This is a genomic window from Flagellimonas onchidii (genome assembly GCF_004804315.1).
Taxonomy (GTDB): Bacteria; Bacteroidota; Bacteroidia; order Flavobacteriales; family Flavobacteriaceae; genus Flagellimonas; species Flagellimonas onchidii.
Genome location: NZ_SRXX01000028.1, coordinates 3,989 through 24,445, shown reverse-complemented (window position 1 = coordinate 24,445; position 20,457 = coordinate 3,989). Strand labels below are relative to the sequence as shown.

Genomic DNA, 20,457 nt, shown 5'->3' with positions numbered 1-20,457 from the left:
CCCTTTGCAGACTTTTGAGGATTCCATACTTTTAGCAAAAGAAAAGCTCATCGAATACAATGAGCTTAAAGGTTCTTTTCAAGTGTCAGATTAACCACAACTGTCAGGTTAAGTAGTGGCTAGTACAGTGTAGTTTATAAGCCCTTAAGACCAAAACTAGAATAAATAGTAGTATCTCCCGTTATTTGCTATTCGTCATTGCAATTGACACAAATTATCTTTTAAATGACAAGTATCTCGGAATCATTAAACCATCCCTTTTTTAAAACACCAGCCTTAATGATTTCAGGAGAACCTGTGTACACAATCACTGCCAAACTTTCTTTAGCCCTACTACAAGCTACATAAAAAAGTCTTCGTGTTCGGTCTATACTAGTTTCTTTTCCCGAATTGATATTACTAATATCCGTCTGGGTTAATTCCTTAGCTCCGAATAATTTATCATAACTAAACATAAATCCTCTAGCCTCAGAATCATCAATAATAACCATTACCCTCTGATATTCCAATCCTTTTACCCCTTGATGTGTTTCAAATTTTGATGCCCCTTCGATATATTCTTTGTAAGCTTTTATTTGGCTAAAAGGACTGGAAAATGATAGCTTTAATGCCTCTAAAATTTTATTGTCTTCATTATCCTCTTCTAACCGTATTTCTTGGATAAGTAATTGTAAAGAATCGGGAATCAGAAATAGTTTTAAATCTTTGATTTTGAGTAAAACTTCAAATAGAGAAGGGTCATTATCTTCATCCCATAATGCGTATAAATCTTTGACAGCAACACTTACCTTCTTTAATGCTTCTCTTTGATTCTTTGTCTTTTTTAGCGTTTCCGATTTTAGCAAAGGAGAGTTTCTTCTGATAATCTGTGATACTTTGAACTCATCACCTTTCTCTTTAGCTTCAATTAAAGGAAGAACATATTCAGTAAACAACCTTAATTGAGATAAGGTGCCATCTAGTAACCCTGTCTTTAATCTTTCCACCTTATAAAGTGGTTCAAATAATTCAAGAAAGTCATTCCTTCTTGCAATCATATGGTGCTCAATAGCTAAAGTTTCAATATCTGCGTTTTCTCCAAACCAAGAGTTATCACCAGTGATTTCAGACATTTTTTGAGCCACCTGAGATTCTATTTCCAACTTATCAGTTGAATTATTAGAAATCAAAAAAAGATTTGCAAAACTTTCTTCCTTATCGGTTCTGGGAATTTGTTGATGGGAATCAACTTCTTTCCTTATTTCATTTATCAGTCTGATAATTCTCTTGGAAGAGCGATGGTTCATTTTTTTTGAAGGAGTAAGCCAATTGTCTGGCAAACTTCTTTCTAAACCTTCTTTCCCAGAACTATATATACGTTGCATAGTATCACCAATTAAGCCAAGAGAAAAATTTTCCTTGTTTTGCTCTTGTACCATGAAAAAAGATTCTATGAGTTCTTTAATGGTATCTTGACTCTCATCAATCAAAAGTATTGGATAACTACCAACCATGATTTTTTGCATCAATGGCTTGGTTTTTAAAAAATCAGCACCAATTCCAATAACCTGACTATGATTCAAAGATTGTCTACTAAAGTTGTCTCCATTTGGATTATAGGTGAACTTCTTAATTTTATCTAAGGTTTCTAATTTCTCTGTTTTTTTTACTATCTGCCTAGCTCTTTCTTCGCTGGCTTTACTTGCTTTTCCCTTAGTTCTGAAAACACACTTTATATAGAGAATTTTTTATGATAAGGAATGTATTTGAGTGACTTTTATTTGGGAGAATCCTTTTACAAAACCGTACAAGTGGAATAAAATGATCCATTTTACACATAACTAATAGGCTTTTCTTCACTTGCGAAAGTATTGCTTGAACCAGCAAAAGAAAATCTTAGTTATTTTTCTAACACCTACTGCAGAATATCATTGGTATGAATTTTTCACCTAAAATGTTTTGATGGACAGAACCATTATTTGTTCAAAATTCTGTCTTTACATTAAAGATTTTCTTTAAGTTGGTATAATATTCACTTTTAATTCCAAATTTTCCGTTTCAATAAGATTCATGACTACATACCCCTTGTTAGTATGTTACTTTGTATCCGTCTTAATAAGACAAATAGAGATTGTTATGAGAAAAAGGGTTGAGTTATTTTGGATGGTTCTTCCTTTTTCTTGAATATGGAAATTTTTAATAGAACGGTATTCAAAGCAATAATGAGAAACAAAGCGTACGTAACCATTTTTATTATGGCCCTGATGGTACTTGCCGTTTCCGGTTATGTCTATCTTAAATTTCAAGAGCCTTCCGTAATGGATATTGCCAATTACCATACAGAAGATAAGGTAACCGTAGATGAATTAATTTCCATGTTTATAAAGGACAAAAGACTAGCAAATTCCGCTTATGTTGAAAAAACAATCGAAGTAAAAGGGATAATCAAAGAAATTAATTACCTGAATAAACGACAAACTATTTTATTAAGTAGTCAGCAATTTGCCGAAAGCTTTGTAATCTGTGATATGTTGCCGACCAAAAACAAAAAGATGGAATCCCTTGCTATTGGCGATAGCATTGTGGTTAAGGGAATTTGCAAAGGATTCCTTTCCGATGTAGTTATGTTAAATTGCATATCAATTGATACCACTAGTGAATAGATTTTTAGTGTTCTTTGCCATACTGCATGCAACAGCAACGTATGGTCAGCAAAACCAGCGAATGATCGCTAGGCAGGGCAAGCTTTCATTTTTTTCATACACTTCGGTCGAGAATATTGAAGCCACCAACAACCAGGTTCTCAGTATTATTGATAAAAAAGAGGGCACCATAGGGGTGAGCATGTTGATGCGGGCCTTTGTTTTCAAGAAATCTTTGATGGAAGAGCATTTTAATGAAAGCTATGTGGAGTCGGATATTTATCCCAAGACCAATTTTTCGGGAAAAATAGTCGATTTCGATAGCGAATCACTAAACAATGGTGTGGCCTTTATAAAAGGGAATATGGAGATGCACGGCGCGACCAAAGAAATTGAAGTCAAAGTAAAAATTGAGAATGAAGGCAATAAATTGGTTATGACGGGAGATTTTGAGGTGCCAGTGGCTGATTTCGATATTAAAGTGCCCCCTCTGTTGACACCCAACATAGCCAAAATAATACAGGTAATGTTCAGATTTGAATACGAACCCTATGAAGAATAAAAAAAGACATACAGCATGGATATTTGTTCTTTTTGTCGGACTGACCTCGATGAATGGGCAAGACCTTTTGGACCTTTTGGACAAAGAACTTACAGTAAAAAAATACAATACTCAGGCCACATTCAAGGCCAATCGGGTTTTGTTGGGCCAATCTGTGGAAACCAGAAAAAAAGGAGTGATGGAATTTACTTTTGGTACCCGTTATTGGAATATTCCAAACAATATGACCAGTCAAAGTTTTGGCGCCGACCGTTTTTCTGCACATTTTGGCGTACAGTACTCATTTAGTAATCGATTTACCTTTGGTTTGGGTGCCACAACTTTTGATGGTATTTTCAATAGCTTCGCAAAATACCGTTTGGTCAGACAAAAAGAAGATGATTCAACACCTTTGGGTATTACCTTGGTGCAGGGAGCTTCTTATTTTTCGCGTGATTTTATAGGGTATCAATTGCCGACCGATGGTGCAGATCGTCTTTCGCATGTGACACAGGCTATTTTTGCCCGAAAGTTTGACCGTAACCTTTCCCTGCAAATTGCACCGACATATATATATATGCCCAATGATAATTTGCCTTTCCAGGATACCAATTTTTTTCTCGTAGGTTTTGGCGGGCGTTATAAACTGGGCAGTCATGTTTCCTTGGTTTCCGAATACTATTATCGGTTTGGAAGAGAAGAAGGGCCTGAAGGTTTCAACCTATTTTCGCTTGGCGTAAATTGGGAGATCAGCGACCTTATATTCCAATTTTCAATGACAAATGCAAAAGGGTTTGATGATGTTTCCAACTATATCTTGGCCCCCAATAATTTTAATTTTAACGCGGGTCGCCTGCATATCGGGGTCAATGCAACCTACGTATTACATTTTAACCAAAAAAAGAGAGCGCTCAAAAGCGTTGGACAAAAATGAGCGTTAGCCTTTGCAGGAAATACGTTATAAATTAAGCCATTGCTTGAATTCAGCAGCCTTGTTTTTCCCAATAATAATATCAATTTCTGAATTCGGGTTGACCAGTATCTTCAATTGGCTATTACTGTATCGGATTATTTTTTCAATGGCCGATATGGCAATGATAAATTGTCGGTTGGCTCGATAAAAAAAGTTGCTGTCCAATCCCGAATACAATTCTTCAAGACTACTGTTGGTGGTTGATTTTTTTCCGCGGATATCCACAACATAGGTTATGGTATTTTCGGTATAGATGTAAGCAATATCATCAATGGTAATGGGAAGTAACTCATTTCGCAAATAGGTGAGGATACGCTTTTTCCCACTATCGGTTTGCTGTTTTTTACTTTGCTTTATATCCTGGTTTTCTTCGGTTTCAACTTTAACCTTGGCTTTGGTACCTTCTTCAATAACCCGTTTCTGATATTTGCCCAAATCACTGTTCAATTTGGCTAAGCTGATCACTTCGCTTTCAAGCTCCTCATTTTTGGTTTCCAATTTTTTCTCATAAAGACTTCCAATTAGCCGCACAGTGATCACCGAAGTCAAAATGACAATGAAACCCATAATGCTGAATAAGGTGTAAAATCGATTACGAAGATTTTTAAGCTGTAATGATATTTTATTGAAATTGGCATGGGCAGCTACAATCCAATCCGAATTTTTTATAGGATATATGTATAGAATTCCCGATTGTCTTCCATTGCCATTGGGGTTTTGGTCGCTATTGATCAGTAGTGTATAAAAATCCTCCGAACTGATTTCAGCATCCATCTCCATGGCTAGGGATTGACTTGCCTCTATTTGGAGTCCGTTCTGTGTACGATCTGGGTGGCATACCGTTTTACCTCCCCAGTCCATGATGCTGATAAAACTAGATTCTGAATTTGAATTTTCAATGGCTTTCTGAATGTTATCGATAATATTTTCCTTGGAAATATCATTTTCCAAATCATTTGCAATAAAAGCGGCTACCTCTTTTGCTTCCCGTTTACTCGATTCCAATTGGGTGCTCAACAATTGGTCGGTACTGATACGTACAAAATACTGTCCCGATATCCCACCGATAATTGCAAAAATGATGGCAATGGCCATAAAGGTTAAAAAGTAAAGTCGGTCTTTTCGCATAACATTAAAAAGGAAGAAATCTTATTACAAAGACATCACAATATAGGATTTAAGAACCAAATGAAAGAGAGGTCTTTTGTTTTGTCGGCAATGTCAAGGGAAATATACAGAATATAAGGTCAAATTAATATAAAACGCCCGAATGTCAATAAAAATGGGAGGTCATGGAAAGTATGTTTTTTCACTTTTAAGGAGCTATTTTCCGTTTCACCCTACTTTTTTATAAAAGAACGTGGTCTTGGTCGTTCATTTGTCCCATCGAAAATATAATCATCAAATATTGATTTAAATTAAATTTATCATGAAAAAGAACTTCTTTAAAATTATGGCAGCCTGTCTTTTGGTCGCTGCATGTTCCGAAGACGATACGGTAGCGAATCTACCGGACAATCCAGATGAACCTGGAGGAGGTACACCTCCTGCCATGGGGACCGTTGTGCTTAATGAAGTGGAATACCTCGGAAACCGTGTCGAAATTTACAACAACAGTGACGCAAGTGTTGATCTGGGCTCCTATTGGTTGTGCCTTGGCCCAGGTCAATATTCAAAAATCAGTGATCTTGAAACTGAAGGTAATGTAAACCTTGGTGCAGGGGAATACCTAAGTATTTCTTATAATATGCCAGAAGCCGATGGGGGATTGGGATTGTATTCCTCAAATCAGTTTACCAGCTCGGATGCTATTGTTGACTTTGTACAGTGGGGTGCTTCGGGCAGCGCACGTGAAAATGTGGCTGTGGATGCTGATCTTTGGACAGTAGGTGAATATGTTCCCGTAATGGGCAATGCTGATTACAGCATCATTTATGATGGTGATGGACAAGGTGCCTCAAACTGGGCAGAAACAACTACAGTTACACTAGGAGATAAAAACGTATTGACTGTTCCTTCGGAGCTTAGATCTATTGTAATCAACGAAGTACAGTTCGGTAACAGAAACTTGATTGAGCTTTATAACAACGGTAATGTGGCCGCGGATATCAGTTCTTATTGGTTGTGCCTTGGCCCTGGGCAATATGTTCAGTTGAGCGCTGCAACTATTGAAAGTGGAGACACAAATCTTGAAGCAGGTGAATTTGTAGTGGTAAATTATGATTTACCAAATGATCAAGGTGGATTGGGACTATACTCCACTAATGAATTTACCAACGCCGAAGCCATAATGGATTTCGTACAATGGGGTGCTTCAGGAAGTGCACGTGAAAATGTAGCTGTTGAAGCTGGTATCTGGACTGATGGAGATTATGTACCATGGGTGAACTTGACCAGTAGCATCGAGTACGATGGCGAAGGAGATGCCTCTACTGATTGGAATGAGGAGACTATACCTTCTTTTGGCGTTTCCAATGACACTGAAATAGCGAGCACAACTTTTAATGTTACCATTACCAATGCCGCTGAAGTATTCAACGTGCATGTTTTCAATCAAAGATATAGAGAAGGAGAAGACGTAACCGCTGGACCCTTGAACCAAAATAACGACTTCTACGAGATTTCTTTCCAAGCAGTACCAGGTACAAAAATCACACCGGTAACTATGATGGGCAACAGTAACGATTGGTTCTTGGCACCAGAAGATTTGTCCGGAATCTACCTTTGGGAAAATGGCGAAGCCTTGAACAATGTTGATATTGCCGATAAACTGGTACTATACGATTTAGGCACGGAAGTAGACGATGAGCCTTCTTATTTCCCTCCTGCCGGTACTAATGTTGGTCCTGCGGACCCAAACAACTTGGTCCGTTTGGTTGACAGAAATGGCATGAGAGGTAGCGACTATTTGACCGCTGTTTTGACTTACGAAGCTGGTGATGGACAATCTGCAGGTTGGTTCACCCTAAGAATTACTGCTATCAATACCGCTAATTTTGTTGTTACTCCAGGTATTGCTGTATTGCATGCCAACGATTATCCACTATTTAATGTTGGCGAGCCAGATAGAGGTGTTGGTTTGGAAAGAATTGCAGAAGATGGAATGCCCGGTGAATTGTATGACTATTACAAGGAAACAGGTAGTAATGGTTCTTTCTTGAGATTGTCATCCACGAGAACCGTGTTCTCTCCGGGATTGGTGTATGCCTTTAATGGAGAAAGAGATCCTCTGGTATTGCAGGGTATGGCTAACCCAGCAGGTAACGGATTGGAAGAATTGGCAGAAGATGGTGTGAACAGTATTGCTGTGGATCATTTAGCTGGATTAGGCTTCCCAGCTGCAGCAAGCGATCAAACAGCCCCAGTTGGGCCAGGTCAGAGTTTGACTTTTACCATTGAAGTACCACAAGATCAAGGATACCGCTTTGGCTTTGCGACTATGTTTGTCGATACCAACGACTGGTTTTTGGCCTATAACAATGAAGGTTATCCGTTGTTTGATGAAAATGGCGTTCCGGCTTCTGGCTATGGAGCAAGTGAGAAGTCATATCTGTACGATGCCGGTACCGAAGCAGATGAAGCTGTAGGTTTTGGAATTTATCAAGCTCCAAGACAATCTGGTCCTAATGAAGGCCCTGCAGATGCCAATACCACTGTTAGAAGAGTTAGTGATTTAGAAGATGTTCAGTTTGGCAAAGGTGTTTATGATAATGGTCCTGGTGTTGTTTACCTTCAAGACCCTCGAGGAGGATACAATGTGATTAAAATTGAGATTCAGCCTCAATAATAACTGTGAAGTCGTATTTTTTTAGGTTAAGAAAGAAATCCTCGGTGCTCTGCACCGAGGATTTCTAATTTTAATCGGAATTGTAATACATAGAAACCCATAATCGGATTGTTTTACCATAAGCTATCGCACAACTTTTTAAAACAATTGTAAGGCTCCTATTTATAGGGAGCCTTACACTTACAAAAAGTCCAATATTACCAAAACTGGTGTTTCATTTGCGGGGATTTCTGAAGCTACTTATAAGAGCTTTCACGAAAAGTTTCAAAAAGGATTTACCAGACCAATTGAGTTTGAGAATTTCATGTCTTACAGTTTATATCCAAAGGTATTTGAAGAAGCGCATGAAAAGTATAAGAAATATGGTAGTCTATGTAGCCTCCCCACTAAGAACTTTTTCTTTGGAATGGAACCCAGGGAAGAAATCATGGTGGAAATTGAACCCGGAAAGCAAATCCTAATCAAGTGTCTTGCGGTTAGCAGTGCAAATGAGGACGGTTACCGAACGGTTTTCTTTAAGGTAAACGGAGAGAACAAATATGTAGATGTAAAAGACCAGTCCCTAAATGTTAGCAAAGAGGAAAATATAAAAGCAGATCCTGAAAGTGATGATGAAATAGGAGCTCCATTACAAGGATTGCTATACAAGCTATTGGTAAAGAAAGGGCAGGAGGTGCAAGAAAATGATTCGTTGTTTGTTATTGAGGCTATGAAGATGGAAACTACCGTTGTTGCTCCTAAAGTAGGAAGAGTGGATTCTATTTCCTTAAAAGAAGGGGCTATGGTAGTGCAGGATGATCTTATTTTGACCTTGGTATAGATAAAGTGGAAGAATCATCATATCAATAGACTTGAGTCATTTTGCATCTAGTTAAGGTAAAACTCTTTTCTGGGCATGAATTTGTAGGATGAAAAATATGGGGTGCTAATCGAAACAGTTTAGGTGTTCTTAGTTAAATAATTGTTTGTTGAAAGAGATTTTGATACTTCAATAACTAAACCTTGCTTTGAACTTAAGAGGGGTAGTCTTTTTTATGTTTTTAAATTTTCTATTAAAACCGGCAATATTGTTAAACCCAGAAAACATGGCTACATCGGCAATGGGCATATCTGGATTTTTCCTTAGAAGCTTACAGGCATGCTCGATGCGCACGTCGGTCAAAAATTGAATGTAGGTTTTATTGGTTCGTTGCTTGAAATACCTACAGAACGAATTTACGGTCATATTGGCCACCCCTGCAATTTCAGAAAGGCTGATTTGGTTTTGAAAATTGTCCATAGTATGCTCAAAAACATCACTTATATGCTTCCCTTCATGGTTGCTATAGTTTTTCTGATAAATAAAAGAAGAGAGTCTTGTGGTTCTGGATTCACTGATTAATTGGAGAATGGAAAAAAGGGAAATGAACTTTTTTAAATTGCTCGCATTTTTAAATTCCAAGAACAGTTTTTGCAATTCGGTTTTATGGGACAAGACCTTTAATCCGTAAGAACTTCTATCAAAAAAAGACTGAAGCTCTATAAATTCGTTGAGGTTAAAAAAATCCTTTCCAAAAGAATCCTTTCCAAAAAACAAGGAAATCATATGCGATTTTTCAGTATCGGAAACATCACTTTTGAACACATGTGGAAGCTTACTTCCTATGACCAGAATATCGCCTGTTTGAAATGCAGTTACTGCATCTCCGATAATCAAAGTTCCCCCACCAGATACGATTAAGCTTAACTGGATTTCTTCATGTTGGTGAAGTCTACCATAAAGAAAAGCCTCCTGGTATTCTTGGTAAACAATGGCTTTGTTTTCAGGTTTGGGTATTTTAAAAGGAAGTACCTTCATACCACTAAAATAATCGATTATTGCTTAATTTTTCATTGAAATGGTATAATAAGGGTAATATCGTATCAAAACAGGATAAAAACATGTAATTCACCCAGAATGTATCTTGGTAATTTTACCCTACATTAAATCTAATAATATTATGAACATAAAGTGGGAAGGGGTAATGCCTGCGGTGACAACCAAGTTTACAAATGATGACAAACTTGATTTAGAAACTTTTGAACTAAATATTGAGGCACAGTTAGATGCTGGGGTCCATGGTATAGTATTGGGTGGTACCTTAGGGGAAGCCAGTACCTTGTTGGGCCATGAAAAAAACGCATTGGTGGAGCATACGGTTAATGTCGTGAATGGCCGAGTACCAATTGTGATGAATATAGCTGAACAGTCAACCAGAGGTGCCATAGAAGCTGCACAAAAAGCTGAGGAGCTTGGGGCAAGAGGCCTTATGATGCTTCCTCCAATGCGTTATAAAGCAACGGATGATGAAACTGTACAATATTATAAAGAGGTAGCGAACAATTCCTCTTTACCGATAATGGTGTACAACAACCCTGTGGATTACAAGATTGAGGTGACTTTGGATATGTTCGAAGAGTTGCTTAAATGTGATAACATCCAAGCGGTAAAGGAATCTACAAGGGATACCACCAACGTGACAAGAATCAAAAACCGATTTGGTGATAGGTTAAAAGTACTAACAGGTGTGGATACCGTAGCTCTTGAGAGCATGTTATTGGGTGCCGAAGGTTGGGTAGCTGGTTTGGTATGTGCTTTTCCAAAGGAAACGGTAGCCATTTATGAGTTACAAAAAGCGGGAAAAATAAAAGAAGCGATTGAGATTAACCGTTGGTTCCTTCCATTGCTTGAATTAGATATAAACCCACAGTTGGTACAAAATATCAAAATGGTTGAGGTAGCTACAGGAGTTGGAACAGAAAATGTGCGTAAGCCAAGACTTCCACTTTCAGGTGCCGAGAGAGCAAGGGTACAAAAGATAATTGATGAGGGATTAAAATCTCGACCCACACTACCAGACTATAAGAGTTTAACGGCGGTGGTATAAAAACTAAAAAAGGCTGACCTTTGAAATGACAGAGTTGATGCAGTAAATAAAGATTCAAAGGTCAGATTTAATTTAAATGAAGAGGAATTGTGTAATTCGCGAACACTATTAAAATGATCACAGGGAAAAATTATATCGGGAATAAACTTTCTGGTGAGGGAACTAAAACCCACAAGACGGTTAACCCTAAATTGAACATACAAAATCCAACCGAGTTTTTAGAAGCTACTGCTGAGGAACTGGAAGAAGCGGTTACATTGGCGGATACAGCCTTTAAAACATATAAAAACACCTCTGGAAGCAAACGTGCGGCATTTTTGAATACCATTGCCGATGAGATTATGGAGCTTGGAGATGAGCTCGTGCAAATGTATTGTACCGAGTCAGGATTGCCTGAAGGAAGAGCAGCAGGAGAACGAGGTAGAACGGTGTTCCAGCTTCAAGCGTTTGCTAAAATGGTGAGTAAGGATGATTGGAGGCAAAATGTAATTGATGCCGGCCAACCCGATAGAGAACCTTTACCTAAACCCGATTTAAGAAAAACTTCCGTCCCTTTGGGGCCTGTGGTGGTTTTTGCAGCCAGTAATTTTCCATTGGCCTTTTCAACCGCCGGTGGAGATACGGCTAGTGCATTGGCAGCCGGTTGTCCTGTGATTGTCAAATCACATGCAATGCATTCAGGTACTGGAGAGTTGGTCGCCTCGGCGATAATTAAGGCAGCGGAGAAAACAGGAATGCCAAATGGGGTGTTTTCTAATATTACGGGTCGTGGTAGAACTGTAGGACAAGCATTGGTAAAACATCCAAAAGTTAAAGCTGTCGGATTTACAGGTAGTATTGCTGGTGGTACAGTCTTATTTAATTTGGCGGCTGAGAGAGATGAACCGATACCGGTATTTACGGAGATGGGTAGCATTAATCCAGTAATAATAACCTCCAACGCCTTAGAATCAAGAGCAGAAGAAATAGCAAGTCAATATGCAGGATCTATCACTTTGGGGACAGGTCAATTTTGTACCAATCCTGGACTAATATTAACCATTGAAAGTGGTAAAACACAATCTTTCATAGAAGATTTGGCGCAAAAAACTATTGCCATTCAAGCTCAATGTATGTTGCATCCCAACATTAAGGACGGATATGTCGAAAATGGGAATCTGGTTTCACAACAAGAAGGAGTTACCGTTGTAGGCAAAATTGATTCAGAAATAGGGGAAAACTACGCGGCTAGTCAAGTAAATGCGGTTTCTGGCACTGATTTTATAGCCAATCCTAAAATGCATACAGAAGTTTTCGGACCCTTTTCAATGGTTGTAACTTGTAAAGATGAACAGGAACTGGTTTCGGCAATTAATCACTTGGAAGGACAGTTGACCGGAACCATTATGGCAGAAGGAAGCGATCATGAGTCGTTGGGAGATGTTGTGGATGCTTTGCAAAGCAGGGTAGGAAGAATTATTTTTAATGGTGTGCCTACCGGAGTAGAGGTGAGCGGTGCAATGACCCATGGAGGCCCATACCCGGCATCTTCAGATTCCAGGTTTACCTCGGTAGGGCTGGAGGCCATTAAAAGATGGGTAAGACCATTTACCTATCAGGGGTGGCCCAAAGAAATGCTGCCAGAATATTTAAAGAAATAATCAGTAACGAATACCATAAAACACCAACTATAAATGTAAATAACCAACAAATCAATTATAATTAGAAGTAATGCTATAGCTTATTTTTTAGCGTAAGGAAGACATCGAAAAAATAAGTGATTTACTTACGGGAAAATCTCCGTATACCTTAACCATTTATAGTTGGTTTTGTGGTATACGGAGATTTTGTTTTAGAACTATTTTTAATATAAACTATTATGGAGCGAGAACACATGTTTAAACACTTTTGGGTCTTTTTACTGGTCACGCCCATTTGTTTACTAATAGGGTGTAAAAAAACATCAAGGGAGGTTGAAAATACGGATTAGCTTTCCGTTTCCGAGGACAGCGAGAGTCCAATGATAGCCTTTTGGTCAGAAAAAGACGGGAATCCAGAAATCTATTCTATGAGAATTGATGGTTCCAATCTTACCCGTTTGACCCATAATGAAAAGGCAGAGGATTTCTATCCAGTATTCTCACCAGATGGGACTAAAATTGTGTTCGAATCAAACAGAACGGGGAACTTCGAGATTTATGTGATGGATGCTGATGGGAGCAATCAAAAAAGGTTGACAGATACTCCTGAAGATGAAGTTTCGTCTTCTTGGTCACCAGATGGCTCAAAAATTGTTTTTGTTTCTTTTAGGGATGGGGAAACCTCGGAAATCTATGAAATGGATGCAGATGGTTCAAATCAAAAAAGATTGACCCATAATGATTTTGATGATGAAGCTCCACATTTTTCTCCGGACGGAAAATATATAGCCACAGAATCTGGCAAGGAACGAGACAGAAGGCAAATCTATGTGATGAATGCCGATGGCACTGACCATCACCCAGTTACCCATATGGAATCCTATCAGGGCTATCCTACTTGGTCAGCTGACGGTTCCAAGATTTATTTTGATTCCACCTTAAATGATGGTGGAATTTACAGTATTAGCCCCGATGGTGCCGATCTTTCCCAGTTATCGCAAACACTTATGGGAACTTTTGTAAGCCAAGCACCTGATAGGTCACAATTACTTTTTATGGGGGCAAAAAAAAGAACGGAAGATTTTGATACCAACGAACAACGTATAACCACATTTAGGCAAGGCAAGTTTTTTACCACAACCAATTACATATACGAAGTGGACATGGTATTGCTGAACCTATCCTATACCTTTAAAAATGGAAAGAACAAATCCAAATTCATTGATAGTGAGTTTGGCAAAAGAGAATTTTAAATGGCTTTGATTTAGAGTTTTATACATCAGTTAGTTGACTTGGCCTGGGCAGTTTTTGTTCAGGCCTTTTACCATAGCATATGAATCAAGCTGTTAAGGAGATTAAGATTCGAGATTTAATTTGTCAAAAATAGATTTAAGAATTAATACCCTAGACTTGATAGGATTGGCTAGGATTCGTTAGAAATCTGTCGATAAATTCTTTTTTTGGATTATTACTTATAAATAAAGTGTCTATATTTGCACTCGCAAAAAGGTCGCGTAGCTCAGCTGGATAGAGCATCTGCCTTCTAAGCAGACGGTCGAAGGTTCGAATCCTTCCGCGATCACTAAACGGGATTTTTCACAATTTGAGTGGAAATTCCCGTTTTTTATTTCCTTCAAATTGCCTGAAAACGAACGGATTGCACCAAAAATTTCATTGACCCGAAAAGTTTGAACTAACTTGTTTTTGAAGTCATACCGAATCCCATCTGGGAAGACCATATATTGGATGGCCCGTTTGGTTTCTAAATCCCCCAACTTCCACAATGACGGTAAGTTACAGGCATAGTCAAGTGCCATTTTTACTGACTTTTTAAGGTTTGAACTATTTATTCCCTCATTGCCCAATCTTTCTTCCAATTCCCTTTGCTTGGTCTTAAGTTCAGGCATAAAAAGGTCGTACTGCGACCTTGTAATTTCGTTCAGTACGACATACCTTCTTTCCAAGGTATTTATTTGTTCTTTGAGCTTGATGAGTTCACTGGTCAACCGTTTTCGATCCTGAAGTGCTTCTTGGTTCCTATCAATTAAGGTATCGTGAATTATCTCGGCCAAAGGTTCGATATACTTTTTATCGGCGATGGTAAACTTCTCCAAGAGGTTCAAAAACTCTTCATGGAGCTTTTTGGCACTCCTGTTTTCCTTGCTGCCCTTACGCCTGTTCTTATAATAATACAGACCCTTCTTTCTCACGATAAATCCTGTGTAAGGTGTACCGCAGACCGAAGATCTCACAAACATTTTTAACGGTAGGTTTTCATCATCGAAGGAATACTTCCTTGGCGTTTCGCCCACTTGAAGTAAATTGTGGATCTTGAGAAAGACCTCTTTCGATATCAGGGATTCATGCTTCCCTTGGACTACCTCTCCGGGAATAAGACTGTTGACGATCAATCCACAATAAAAAGGGTTCCTGAAAATGTCGGTCAGTCTTTTTGCATTTATCCGAAGCCCCTTATCTTTAAGACGTTCAGCAATCTCGACATGTGACATATTGGAATTGGCCTTCCATAAAAAAGCCCGCTTCAGCAATCTGCCTTCTTCGGTAATAACGAAATTCGGAATCTTCCCTTTACCGGGATTTGCATTGGTGTATCCAAACGGATAGGCACCTGTCCAATATCCCCTCCGTAGCTTTTCCTGCATTCCCGTAATGGATTTGTCCCTGCGGACCTGGTTGTCGAAATGGGAGAACATGTGGTACAGATTTTCCTGAAATGTACCGGCACTTGTGGTCACATCGATTTCTTGGGTTGCCGAAATAACGGCGACTCCTTGTTTTTTCAATTGCTCACTGATGTATGCTCCATTCGCACCTGTTCTCGAAAATCTATCGTAGGAATAGACAATGATGTAGCCGATGTTCTTCCTCCTCTTTACATAGTTCAGCATCCTTTGGAATTCCCTACGTTCATCGCTCTTTGCCGATTCATAGGTTCCCCCAAAATATTCGATTACATCCAATTCTTTCCGAAGGGCATACTCTTGGCAATACTTGAGCTGGGTGGTCAGACTGGCATTGTTGTCAAATTGCTCTTTACTCGAAACACGGGTATAGATTACGGCCGTATTGTTTTTTCCTATGACCCTTCCCTTTTCCTTTTTCGCAAATTGACCAAATACCTCTAAGTTCATATCTATCTTTTTTGGACCTGTTAAACCATATTTTAAAGAACCATTCTAAATCCTCTGTTTTTACCTTTATCCTGTTTGAGACCGATGGCCTTGTTCATTCTTTCCAACAATGCGTTTTCGATGTAATCTTCAACAAGTCCCGGTCTGTTTTCCAAATACTGTTCCACCAAAGTTGAATTATAATTGATGCTCTTGTCGTCGAACGCGAACAAAGGAAAACCCTTCTTCATCGTCATAAAATTTATAAGGAGCCTTCCAGTCCTTTTGTTGCCGTCAACAAAGGGTTGATGAAGCCAAAGTTCCTGTGCCAAAAAAGCAGCCTTCTTGATTTCAGGTGCAGTACTTTTCCTGACCTGTGCCACCAGTTTGGCCATATTTTCGGAAACGTTATCAGGAGAGCTCAACGGTTCCAGACGTTCCAATACCTTGCCGCCCCGGCTTATCTGGATAAGGTTGTTGCTTACCTTGAAATTGCCCGGTTCCTGGCCCTTTTGTTTGGCATCGATATAGAAATCGTCCAATTTCCAAAGGTTGCCCACCACCAACCAGTTCAATTCGATCATAAGGGATATGGAGAGTTCCTCCTTGTTTCTAACGGCATTGAGCATTCGCACCAAGGCCTTGTACATTCCCTTTTGTTCCAAAATGTCCCTTGTCCTGATGTTGTTTCCCGAAATGGTATCGGTGGACAACAACTGGGTGGTCTGTGCCAAGGTGAGTCTGTTGCCTTCCAGTTTATTGGTCAAATGGACATAACTGAAAAGCATCTCCCTTTCTTCCTCAAAAGACATGGTAAGGTTCAATTTTTTGTATTTCCGAAATGTTTCCTGTATTGTGCCCATCGGTTATTTGTACTTTGAATCAATTTCTATTTTCTTTTGGATCCGCCTTTCTCTCTTCCAAAATATCCTTTTCCGAAATGGTCTTAAATGTTTGGCCCGCTCACCGCTTTTGGTCAACATTCTTTTTATTCCTGTTCCCATTGTTCGATAGTGGTTTAATTTAAAACTTTGTCCTCGTTCTTTACCAAAAAGTCAAAGGCCCTGTTGACCAGTTCGTTCAATTTCATTTTTTTCTTTTCGGCCATTATCGAAAGTTCCCTATGGGTCTCAGTGGATGTGCGTACGTTGAACACGCCCTTGAAAAACTTATTGGGCTCTTTGCCCAGTTCCCTACAGGTTTCAAGGTAACCATCGACAGATTCCTCAAAAGCCCCTTTCAGCTCTTTGACAGAACTGCCTTGATAGGTCACCAGATCGTTTGTTCCGATAATCTTTCCGTGCAGCACACCGTCCGCCGAACTATACTCCACCGAACCGAAGTAACCCTTGTATTCTAAATTATCTGTCATAGCTTCAATTTTTCCTTGATTACATATATTTTTACAAAATTATTGAGGTGTGGTCCGTGCATGTTCATAACATTGTTTTGGTCTTTCACTAACTTGACCCTAACACCTGCACTGTCCTTCTTGGTAATTTCATGAAACCGTGATGGACCAATGTTTTGATCAGTTCCTCCCAAGTAAAATCTTTCGGATTGCCCAAAAAATTTGCAAAAAACTTTTCTCTTTTCCCCATTATCAAAGATAATAAAAATGCAACTATTTTCTAGTTACATTTTGTTCTTTAACACGGTATTTTCATTTATGCCCTTTTTGGACATGCTCACAAACGATATTGGCGAGTTCTTGAAGTTGTGCTACGATTCTTTCCGCATCTTCTTCCGAACAATCTTCAAAACCTTCGTATGTTCTGAGCCATGTACTGTTGAATGTTCTGTTTTTCTGCCTTAGCTCAATTATTGTGTTGGACATTTGCTGTAAATAGCAGCAGTTCCTATGTGTTTTAGGTGACTACCGTATTTGAAAAAGCAGGCTTTAATTTACCTTTTTTAACTGATCAGATCCATTTTTAGATGACTATTTTATCCCTTGGCTATCAATGCTCGGTTAACAACCCTTAGATTTTGACAGGGCTCACTTTTTTCCTAAAGACCCTATTGATACAGACGATTTTCCCGTGGCTTTGTTTGATCTCCAAATTTTGAAAATCATGTTGTTTCAACATATCGATGATGCGCCCTCCCGTATCTAATCGTTCCAAACCTTCGATTACATCGATTTCCCCATTCTTGATAATCAGTTTGATGGACACGAACCTTTTGCTGCGTATCATTTCCAACACCTGGATTTCTGAGGGCGACAATTCCGATACTATTGTTTGATTATACTTTTTCATATGCTTTACTGTTAATGGCCTAACCCTCGTTTCTTCTTCTTTCTTCTAGATTTTTTCCTGGCATCAAAATCCGTAACTTCAAGTTTAAAGGCGTTCCACTCCGTTTCTTCCATCAAAGGCCCGACTATTCCATATCCCTTAATCTTTTCCAGATAACCTCTTGGTTGCCGAGAAGAATCTTCAGTGCCTTCTTGATGGCCGTGATTTCTTGATCGGGCTTTGACTGTTGCTCTGTTGTTTCTTTTACCAGCCGCATCAGTTGCCCGTTCTTTTCCATTAGCTGATAGAATAACCTGACGGTCTCTGTCTTGCTCATAATCGATATATTTTACAATACTGTTCCATGAATATTTTTTGCCAAGGGTACTTCCTTTATATATCACACCTTGGTAATCAAAGGATATGCCCGAAACCCTTCCCGTGGTCTTGCTTACATTGAATTTTGGTGATATCCCTTGCTGTTCCAACATTGTCATAAACCCTGAAGTATTTTTGGCTTTGGACAGTATTGTATCAATGTTCTTCTGAAGTGCCATTTTAATAGGGACTTGACCTGTTCTCAAAGTTTTCTCGATCTCTTTCTGGGTCAATGATCTTTTGTTGTTGGCCTTTGCCGGAATTTGGGTCAATCCATATTTGTTTTCCAAGTAGTTGATAACTTCCCGACTTCTTCTTTTAATGTTACTGTCACTTGTGATCCTACCCGAATACCTGACCCTGTTCGCTATGATATGGATATGTTCGTGTCGGGTGTCGATATGCCGATACATGACATATTGATTGTCATCAAAGCCCATCTTCATCAGATAATCATTTCCCAAGGAGGCAAACTCTTTATCATTTAAAGAATCTGAGTACGGCAGGTTCAAGGAAACATGAAAGACCGCATTGCCCAAGTTCGGCCGCAATTGTCTGATCAAGTTGAATTCAGTTGTCATTTCTACGGTACTGGAATGGTCAATATTGGAATCAATGACATATCCTGCCTGCTCACTTACCTTTTTTTCATTGTAAGCAAGGACACCATAAAAATCCCTCCCTATGGTTATCTTACCTATCATTGTTTGTTATATGGGCTTTTATATCATTGATCAACCTTTTTACCGCTGTGAGTTCCTTGGCAATTCCCAGTGGGTCTTGGATACCTGAATTCGCAACTTTGGCAAGTTGGTTTAGGTTGTTCCCCATACGGCTCAACGCTATAAAGAGTTTTCGGTCCAATGGACTTATTTTTTTGGTTGGCAAGGATTTTTTCGTGCTCTTTCTTCGGATGTATTCCGTAATTGACAGCCCAAGACTTTCAGCATTTGCAGCAACCTTACAGAATTCCTCTGCCGTTACCCTAACATTGATCTGAACTATCCTCAGTTCGCTCAGTTCTTTTTTTGGTCTTCCCATTTCATTGGATTTTGTACAGGTCACAAATCAGTCCACAAACGAAGTGCGTAAGGTTTTTGTTAGCAAAAACACAACTTGCTCCGTGACCTCCGGTTAACTTACCGCAAACCTAATGGCATTTGAAAAATGGAAAGGGAGTTGGCATACATGGATTTATGTATGGCAAATGGGGTTGACAAAATAATATTTTCGTATAGGCATTTCAAGGAATACAATGGTTTGGATTTCAAGATAGGATTCGGAACATTGTTCCAAAAGGGATAGGGCTAACATACACCCTACCTTTCTAAATCGATTGTCTTTTTATATTGTTCCAAGGAGATTGCCAAAAACCGGTTTTTGGCAATCCTTCCCACCGAAACACTCCAATGGGTAGGGAAGGAAAAAACATGGGCAGGCACCATATACCTTCACAGGGAGTCACTCTTTTGGGCAGTCATCTTCCTTCCCCTTGCCACAGAAATCCCTTAAAAAGTATCTGCCCCGCCAAATCCATGGATTATGTATCCATAAGATGACATAAATTAAAAGTGGGAAGTTATGATAAGGCATCCGGATTCACTTTTTGCTTGGAAAAAACATGTCAAATCGAGTAAAACCAAATTCGTCCAATTGCGGCACAAAGCCTATGCCTAGTCGTTCAATACTTTTTCTCCACCATGGAAAAACAGCCATATAATTATGAACTATTATGGAAAACGAATTATATAAATCTATATGCACAATCATTTATTTAGTCATATACGTGTATAAATATTTAATTAAATACATAACTTAAAAAGGAAAGGCTTTACTATCATTTGAAAGTGTCCCTCTTGGAATGATAGGCCATGGCCACCTGGGAAAACCATAAAATCCATTCTTTTCAACTTTGTAAGTAAATTATTCTATATTATATAGTCTAATCACTTCAAATTATTGATATTTGATACTCAAAACAATATTTTTCGTACTACAGAGACTCAATCAATAGAATGCATAAACAAAGAACTGCACTTATAACGGGCATTACCGGACAAGACGGAGCTTACTTGTCAGAATTACTTCTTAAGAAGGGATACAAAGTTCATGGCATCAAAAGACGTTCCTCCATGTTCAATACCGAAAGGGTGGATCATCTCTACCAAGATCCCCATGAAGAAGACCCTAATTTTTTTCTCCATTATGGAGATCTTTCAGATAGTACAAATCTGATACGAATTGTTCAGGAAACACAACCG

The 20,457-nt window shown here is 38.9% G+C and carries 18 protein-coding genes, 1 tRNA gene and 1 pseudogene; 10 read left to right on the top strand and 10 right to left on the bottom strand.

The features are described 5' to 3' along the window. Positions 1 to 221: 221 nt before the first annotated feature. Positions 222 to 1,715, bottom strand: a complete 1,494-nt coding sequence (locus E4661_RS18215; RefSeq protein ID WP_262709930.1) for a UvrD-helicase domain-containing protein — start codon at positions 1,713 to 1,715, stop codon at positions 222 to 224. Positions 1,716 to 2,201: 486 nt separating this feature from the next. Between E4661_RS18215 and E4661_RS18210 the strand changes: the two genes are divergently transcribed. The 3 genes from E4661_RS18210 to E4661_RS18200 are packed head-to-tail and all read left to right on the top strand — an operon-like array spanning position 2,202 to position 4,096. Beyond that, entirely contained in the window at positions 2,202 to 2,642 is a 441-nt protein-coding gene (locus tag E4661_RS18210) for an OB-fold protein (protein WP_168796425.1), read from the top strand. Further along, entirely contained in the window at positions 2,635 to 3,183 is a 549-nt protein-coding gene (locus E4661_RS18205) for a YceI family protein (RefSeq protein ID WP_240751541.1), read from the top strand. Before E4661_RS18210 ends, E4661_RS18205 begins: the two co-directional genes overlap by 8 nt. Beyond that, positions 3,173 to 4,096, top strand: a complete 924-nt coding sequence (locus E4661_RS18200; protein WP_136468891.1) for a DUF5777 family beta-barrel protein — start codon at positions 3,173 to 3,175, stop codon at positions 4,094 to 4,096. The genes E4661_RS18205 and E4661_RS18200 overlap by 11 nt, the downstream gene beginning before the upstream one ends. A 24-nt stretch (positions 4,097 to 4,120) precedes the next feature. Here the strand turns inward: E4661_RS18200 and E4661_RS18195 are convergent, their stop codons facing one another. Beyond that, the gene (locus E4661_RS18195) at positions 4,121 to 5,263 is read right to left on the bottom strand and encodes a LytR/AlgR family response regulator transcription factor (RefSeq protein WP_136468890.1); all 1,143 of its coding nucleotides are present in this window, start codon (positions 5,261 to 5,263) and stop codon (positions 4,121 to 4,123) included. A gap of 301 nt (positions 5,264 to 5,564) precedes the next feature. Between E4661_RS18195 and E4661_RS18190 the strand changes: the two genes are divergently transcribed. Both E4661_RS18190 and E4661_RS18185 read left to right on the top strand, forming a co-directional pair. After that, a complete protein-coding gene (locus tag E4661_RS18190) occupies positions 5,565 to 7,922 on the top strand; it encodes a spondin domain-containing protein (RefSeq protein ID WP_136468889.1) in 2,358 nt (785 codons plus the stop codon). 160 nt (positions 7,923 to 8,082) lie between these two features. Further along, positions 8,083 to 8,742 carry a biotin/lipoyl-containing protein gene (locus E4661_RS18185; protein ID WP_313779785.1) on the top strand — a complete coding sequence of 220 codons (660 nt, stop codon included), beginning with the start codon at positions 8,083 to 8,085 and terminating at the stop codon, positions 8,740 to 8,742. Positions 8,743 to 8,910: 168 nt separating this feature from the next. Here E4661_RS18185 and E4661_RS18180 read toward each other — a convergent pair whose 3' ends face one another. Beyond that, positions 8,911 to 9,759, bottom strand: a complete 849-nt coding sequence (locus E4661_RS18180; protein ID WP_136468888.1) for an AraC family transcriptional regulator — start codon at positions 9,757 to 9,759, stop codon at positions 8,911 to 8,913. A 142-nt stretch (positions 9,760 to 9,901) separates the two neighbouring features. Here E4661_RS18180 and E4661_RS18175 point away from each other — a divergent pair, with 142 nt between their 5' ends. The 4 genes from E4661_RS18175 to E4661_RS18160 all read left to right on the top strand — a co-directional run bounded on the left by E4661_RS18175 (position 9,902) and on the right by E4661_RS18160 (position 14,029). After that, positions 9,902 to 10,828 carry a dihydrodipicolinate synthase family protein gene (locus E4661_RS18175; protein WP_136468887.1) on the top strand — a complete coding sequence of 309 codons (927 nt, stop codon included), beginning with the start codon at positions 9,902 to 9,904 and terminating at the stop codon, positions 10,826 to 10,828. A 113-nt stretch (positions 10,829 to 10,941) separates the two neighbouring features. Further along, entirely contained in the window at positions 10,942 to 12,468 is a 1,527-nt protein-coding gene (locus tag E4661_RS18170) for an aldehyde dehydrogenase (NADP(+)) (RefSeq protein WP_136468886.1), read from the top strand. A gap of 359 nt (positions 12,469 to 12,827) precedes the next feature. Next, entirely contained in the window at positions 12,828 to 13,700 is an 873-nt protein-coding gene (locus E4661_RS18165; RefSeq protein ID WP_136468885.1) for a TolB family protein, read from the top strand. 255 nt (positions 13,701 to 13,955) lie between these two features. After that, positions 13,956 to 14,029 (top strand) — tRNA-Arg (locus tag E4661_RS18160). 745 nt (positions 14,030 to 14,774) lie between these two features. Here E4661_RS18160 and E4661_RS19515 read toward each other — a convergent pair. The 7 genes and pseudogenes from E4661_RS19515 to E4661_RS18130 all read right to left on the bottom strand — a co-directional run. Further along, positions 14,775 to 15,599 (bottom strand): annotated as a pseudogene (locus E4661_RS19515) (recombinase family protein); the annotation flags it as partial. A gap of 32 nt (positions 15,600 to 15,631) precedes the next feature. Beyond that, complete coding sequence (locus E4661_RS18150) at positions 15,632 to 16,441, bottom strand: Fic family protein (RefSeq protein ID WP_136468884.1); 810 nt, start codon at positions 16,439 to 16,441, stop codon at positions 15,632 to 15,634. A 155-nt stretch (positions 16,442 to 16,596) separates the two neighbouring features. Then, a complete protein-coding gene (locus E4661_RS18145; protein WP_136468883.1) occupies positions 16,597 to 16,950 on the bottom strand; it encodes a type II toxin-antitoxin system HicB family antitoxin in 354 nt (117 codons plus the stop codon). Between the two features lie 291 nt (positions 16,951 to 17,241). Beyond that, the gene (locus tag E4661_RS19175) at positions 17,242 to 17,415 is read right to left on the bottom strand and encodes a hypothetical protein (RefSeq protein WP_168796424.1); all 174 of its coding nucleotides are present in this window, start codon (positions 17,413 to 17,415) and stop codon (positions 17,242 to 17,244) included. A 145-nt stretch (positions 17,416 to 17,560) separates the two neighbouring features. Further along, positions 17,561 to 17,839: a hypothetical protein gene (locus E4661_RS18140; RefSeq protein WP_136468882.1), complete on the bottom strand. Its 279-nt coding sequence runs from the start codon at positions 17,837 to 17,839 to the stop codon at positions 17,561 to 17,563. A gap of 11 nt (positions 17,840 to 17,850) precedes the next feature. Beyond that, positions 17,851 to 18,900: a relaxase/mobilization nuclease domain-containing protein gene (locus E4661_RS18135; protein WP_136468881.1), complete on the bottom strand. Its 1,050-nt coding sequence runs from the start codon at positions 18,898 to 18,900 to the stop codon at positions 17,851 to 17,853. Beyond that, on the bottom strand, positions 18,890 to 19,237 hold the full coding sequence (locus E4661_RS18130) for a plasmid mobilization protein (RefSeq protein WP_136468880.1): 348 nt from the start codon (positions 19,235 to 19,237) through the stop codon (positions 18,890 to 18,892). Before E4661_RS18130 ends, E4661_RS18135 begins: the two co-directional genes overlap by 11 nt. Before the next feature lie 974 nt (positions 19,238 to 20,211). Here E4661_RS18130 and E4661_RS18125 point away from each other — a divergent pair. Beyond that, on the top strand, positions 20,212 to 20,457 hold a 246-nt coding region (locus tag E4661_RS18125; RefSeq protein WP_136468896.1), incomplete at its 3' end, for a GDP-mannose 4,6-dehydratase.

Coding starts and splice junctions, on each gene's coding strand:
- E4661_RS18195 (WP_136468890.1), bottom strand. CDS start 5,263: ATGCGAAAAGACCGACTTTACTTTTTAACCTTTATGGCCATTGCCATC.
- E4661_RS18180 (WP_136468888.1), bottom strand. CDS start 9,759: ATGAAGGTACTTCCTTTTAAAATACCCAAACCTGAAAACAAAGCCATT.
- E4661_RS18190 (WP_136468889.1), top strand. CDS start 5,565: ATGAAAAAGAACTTCTTTAAAATTATGGCAGCCTGTCTTTTGGTCGCT.
- E4661_RS18175 (WP_136468887.1), top strand. CDS start 9,902: ATGAACATAAAGTGGGAAGGGGTAATGCCTGCGGTGACAACCAAGTTT.
- E4661_RS18145 (WP_136468883.1), bottom strand. CDS start 16,950: ATGACAGATAATTTAGAATACAAGGGTTACTTCGGTTCGGTGGAGTAT.
- E4661_RS18210 (WP_168796425.1), top strand. CDS start 2,202: ATGAGAAACAAAGCGTACGTAACCATTTTTATTATGGCCCTGATGGTA.
- E4661_RS18165 (WP_136468885.1), top strand. CDS start 12,828: ATGATAGCCTTTTGGTCAGAAAAAGACGGGAATCCAGAAATCTATTCT.
- E4661_RS19175 (WP_168796424.1), bottom strand. CDS start 17,415: ATGTCCAACACAATAATTGAGCTAAGGCAGAAAAACAGAACATTCAAC.
- E4661_RS18200 (WP_136468891.1), top strand. CDS start 3,173: ATGAAGAATAAAAAAAGACATACAGCATGGATATTTGTTCTTTTTGTC.
- E4661_RS18170 (WP_136468886.1), top strand. CDS start 10,942: ATGATCACAGGGAAAAATTATATCGGGAATAAACTTTCTGGTGAGGGA.
- E4661_RS18135 (WP_136468881.1), bottom strand. CDS start 18,900: ATGATAGGTAAGATAACCATAGGGAGGGATTTTTATGGTGTCCTTGCT.
- E4661_RS18150 (WP_136468884.1), bottom strand. CDS start 16,441: ATGGGCACAATACAGGAAACATTTCGGAAATACAAAAAATTGAACCTT.
- E4661_RS18140 (WP_136468882.1), bottom strand. CDS start 17,839: ATGAAAAAGTATAATCAAACAATAGTATCGGAATTGTCGCCCTCAGAA.
- E4661_RS18130 (WP_136468880.1), bottom strand. CDS start 19,237: ATGGGAAGACCAAAAAAAGAACTGAGCGAACTGAGGATAGTTCAGATC.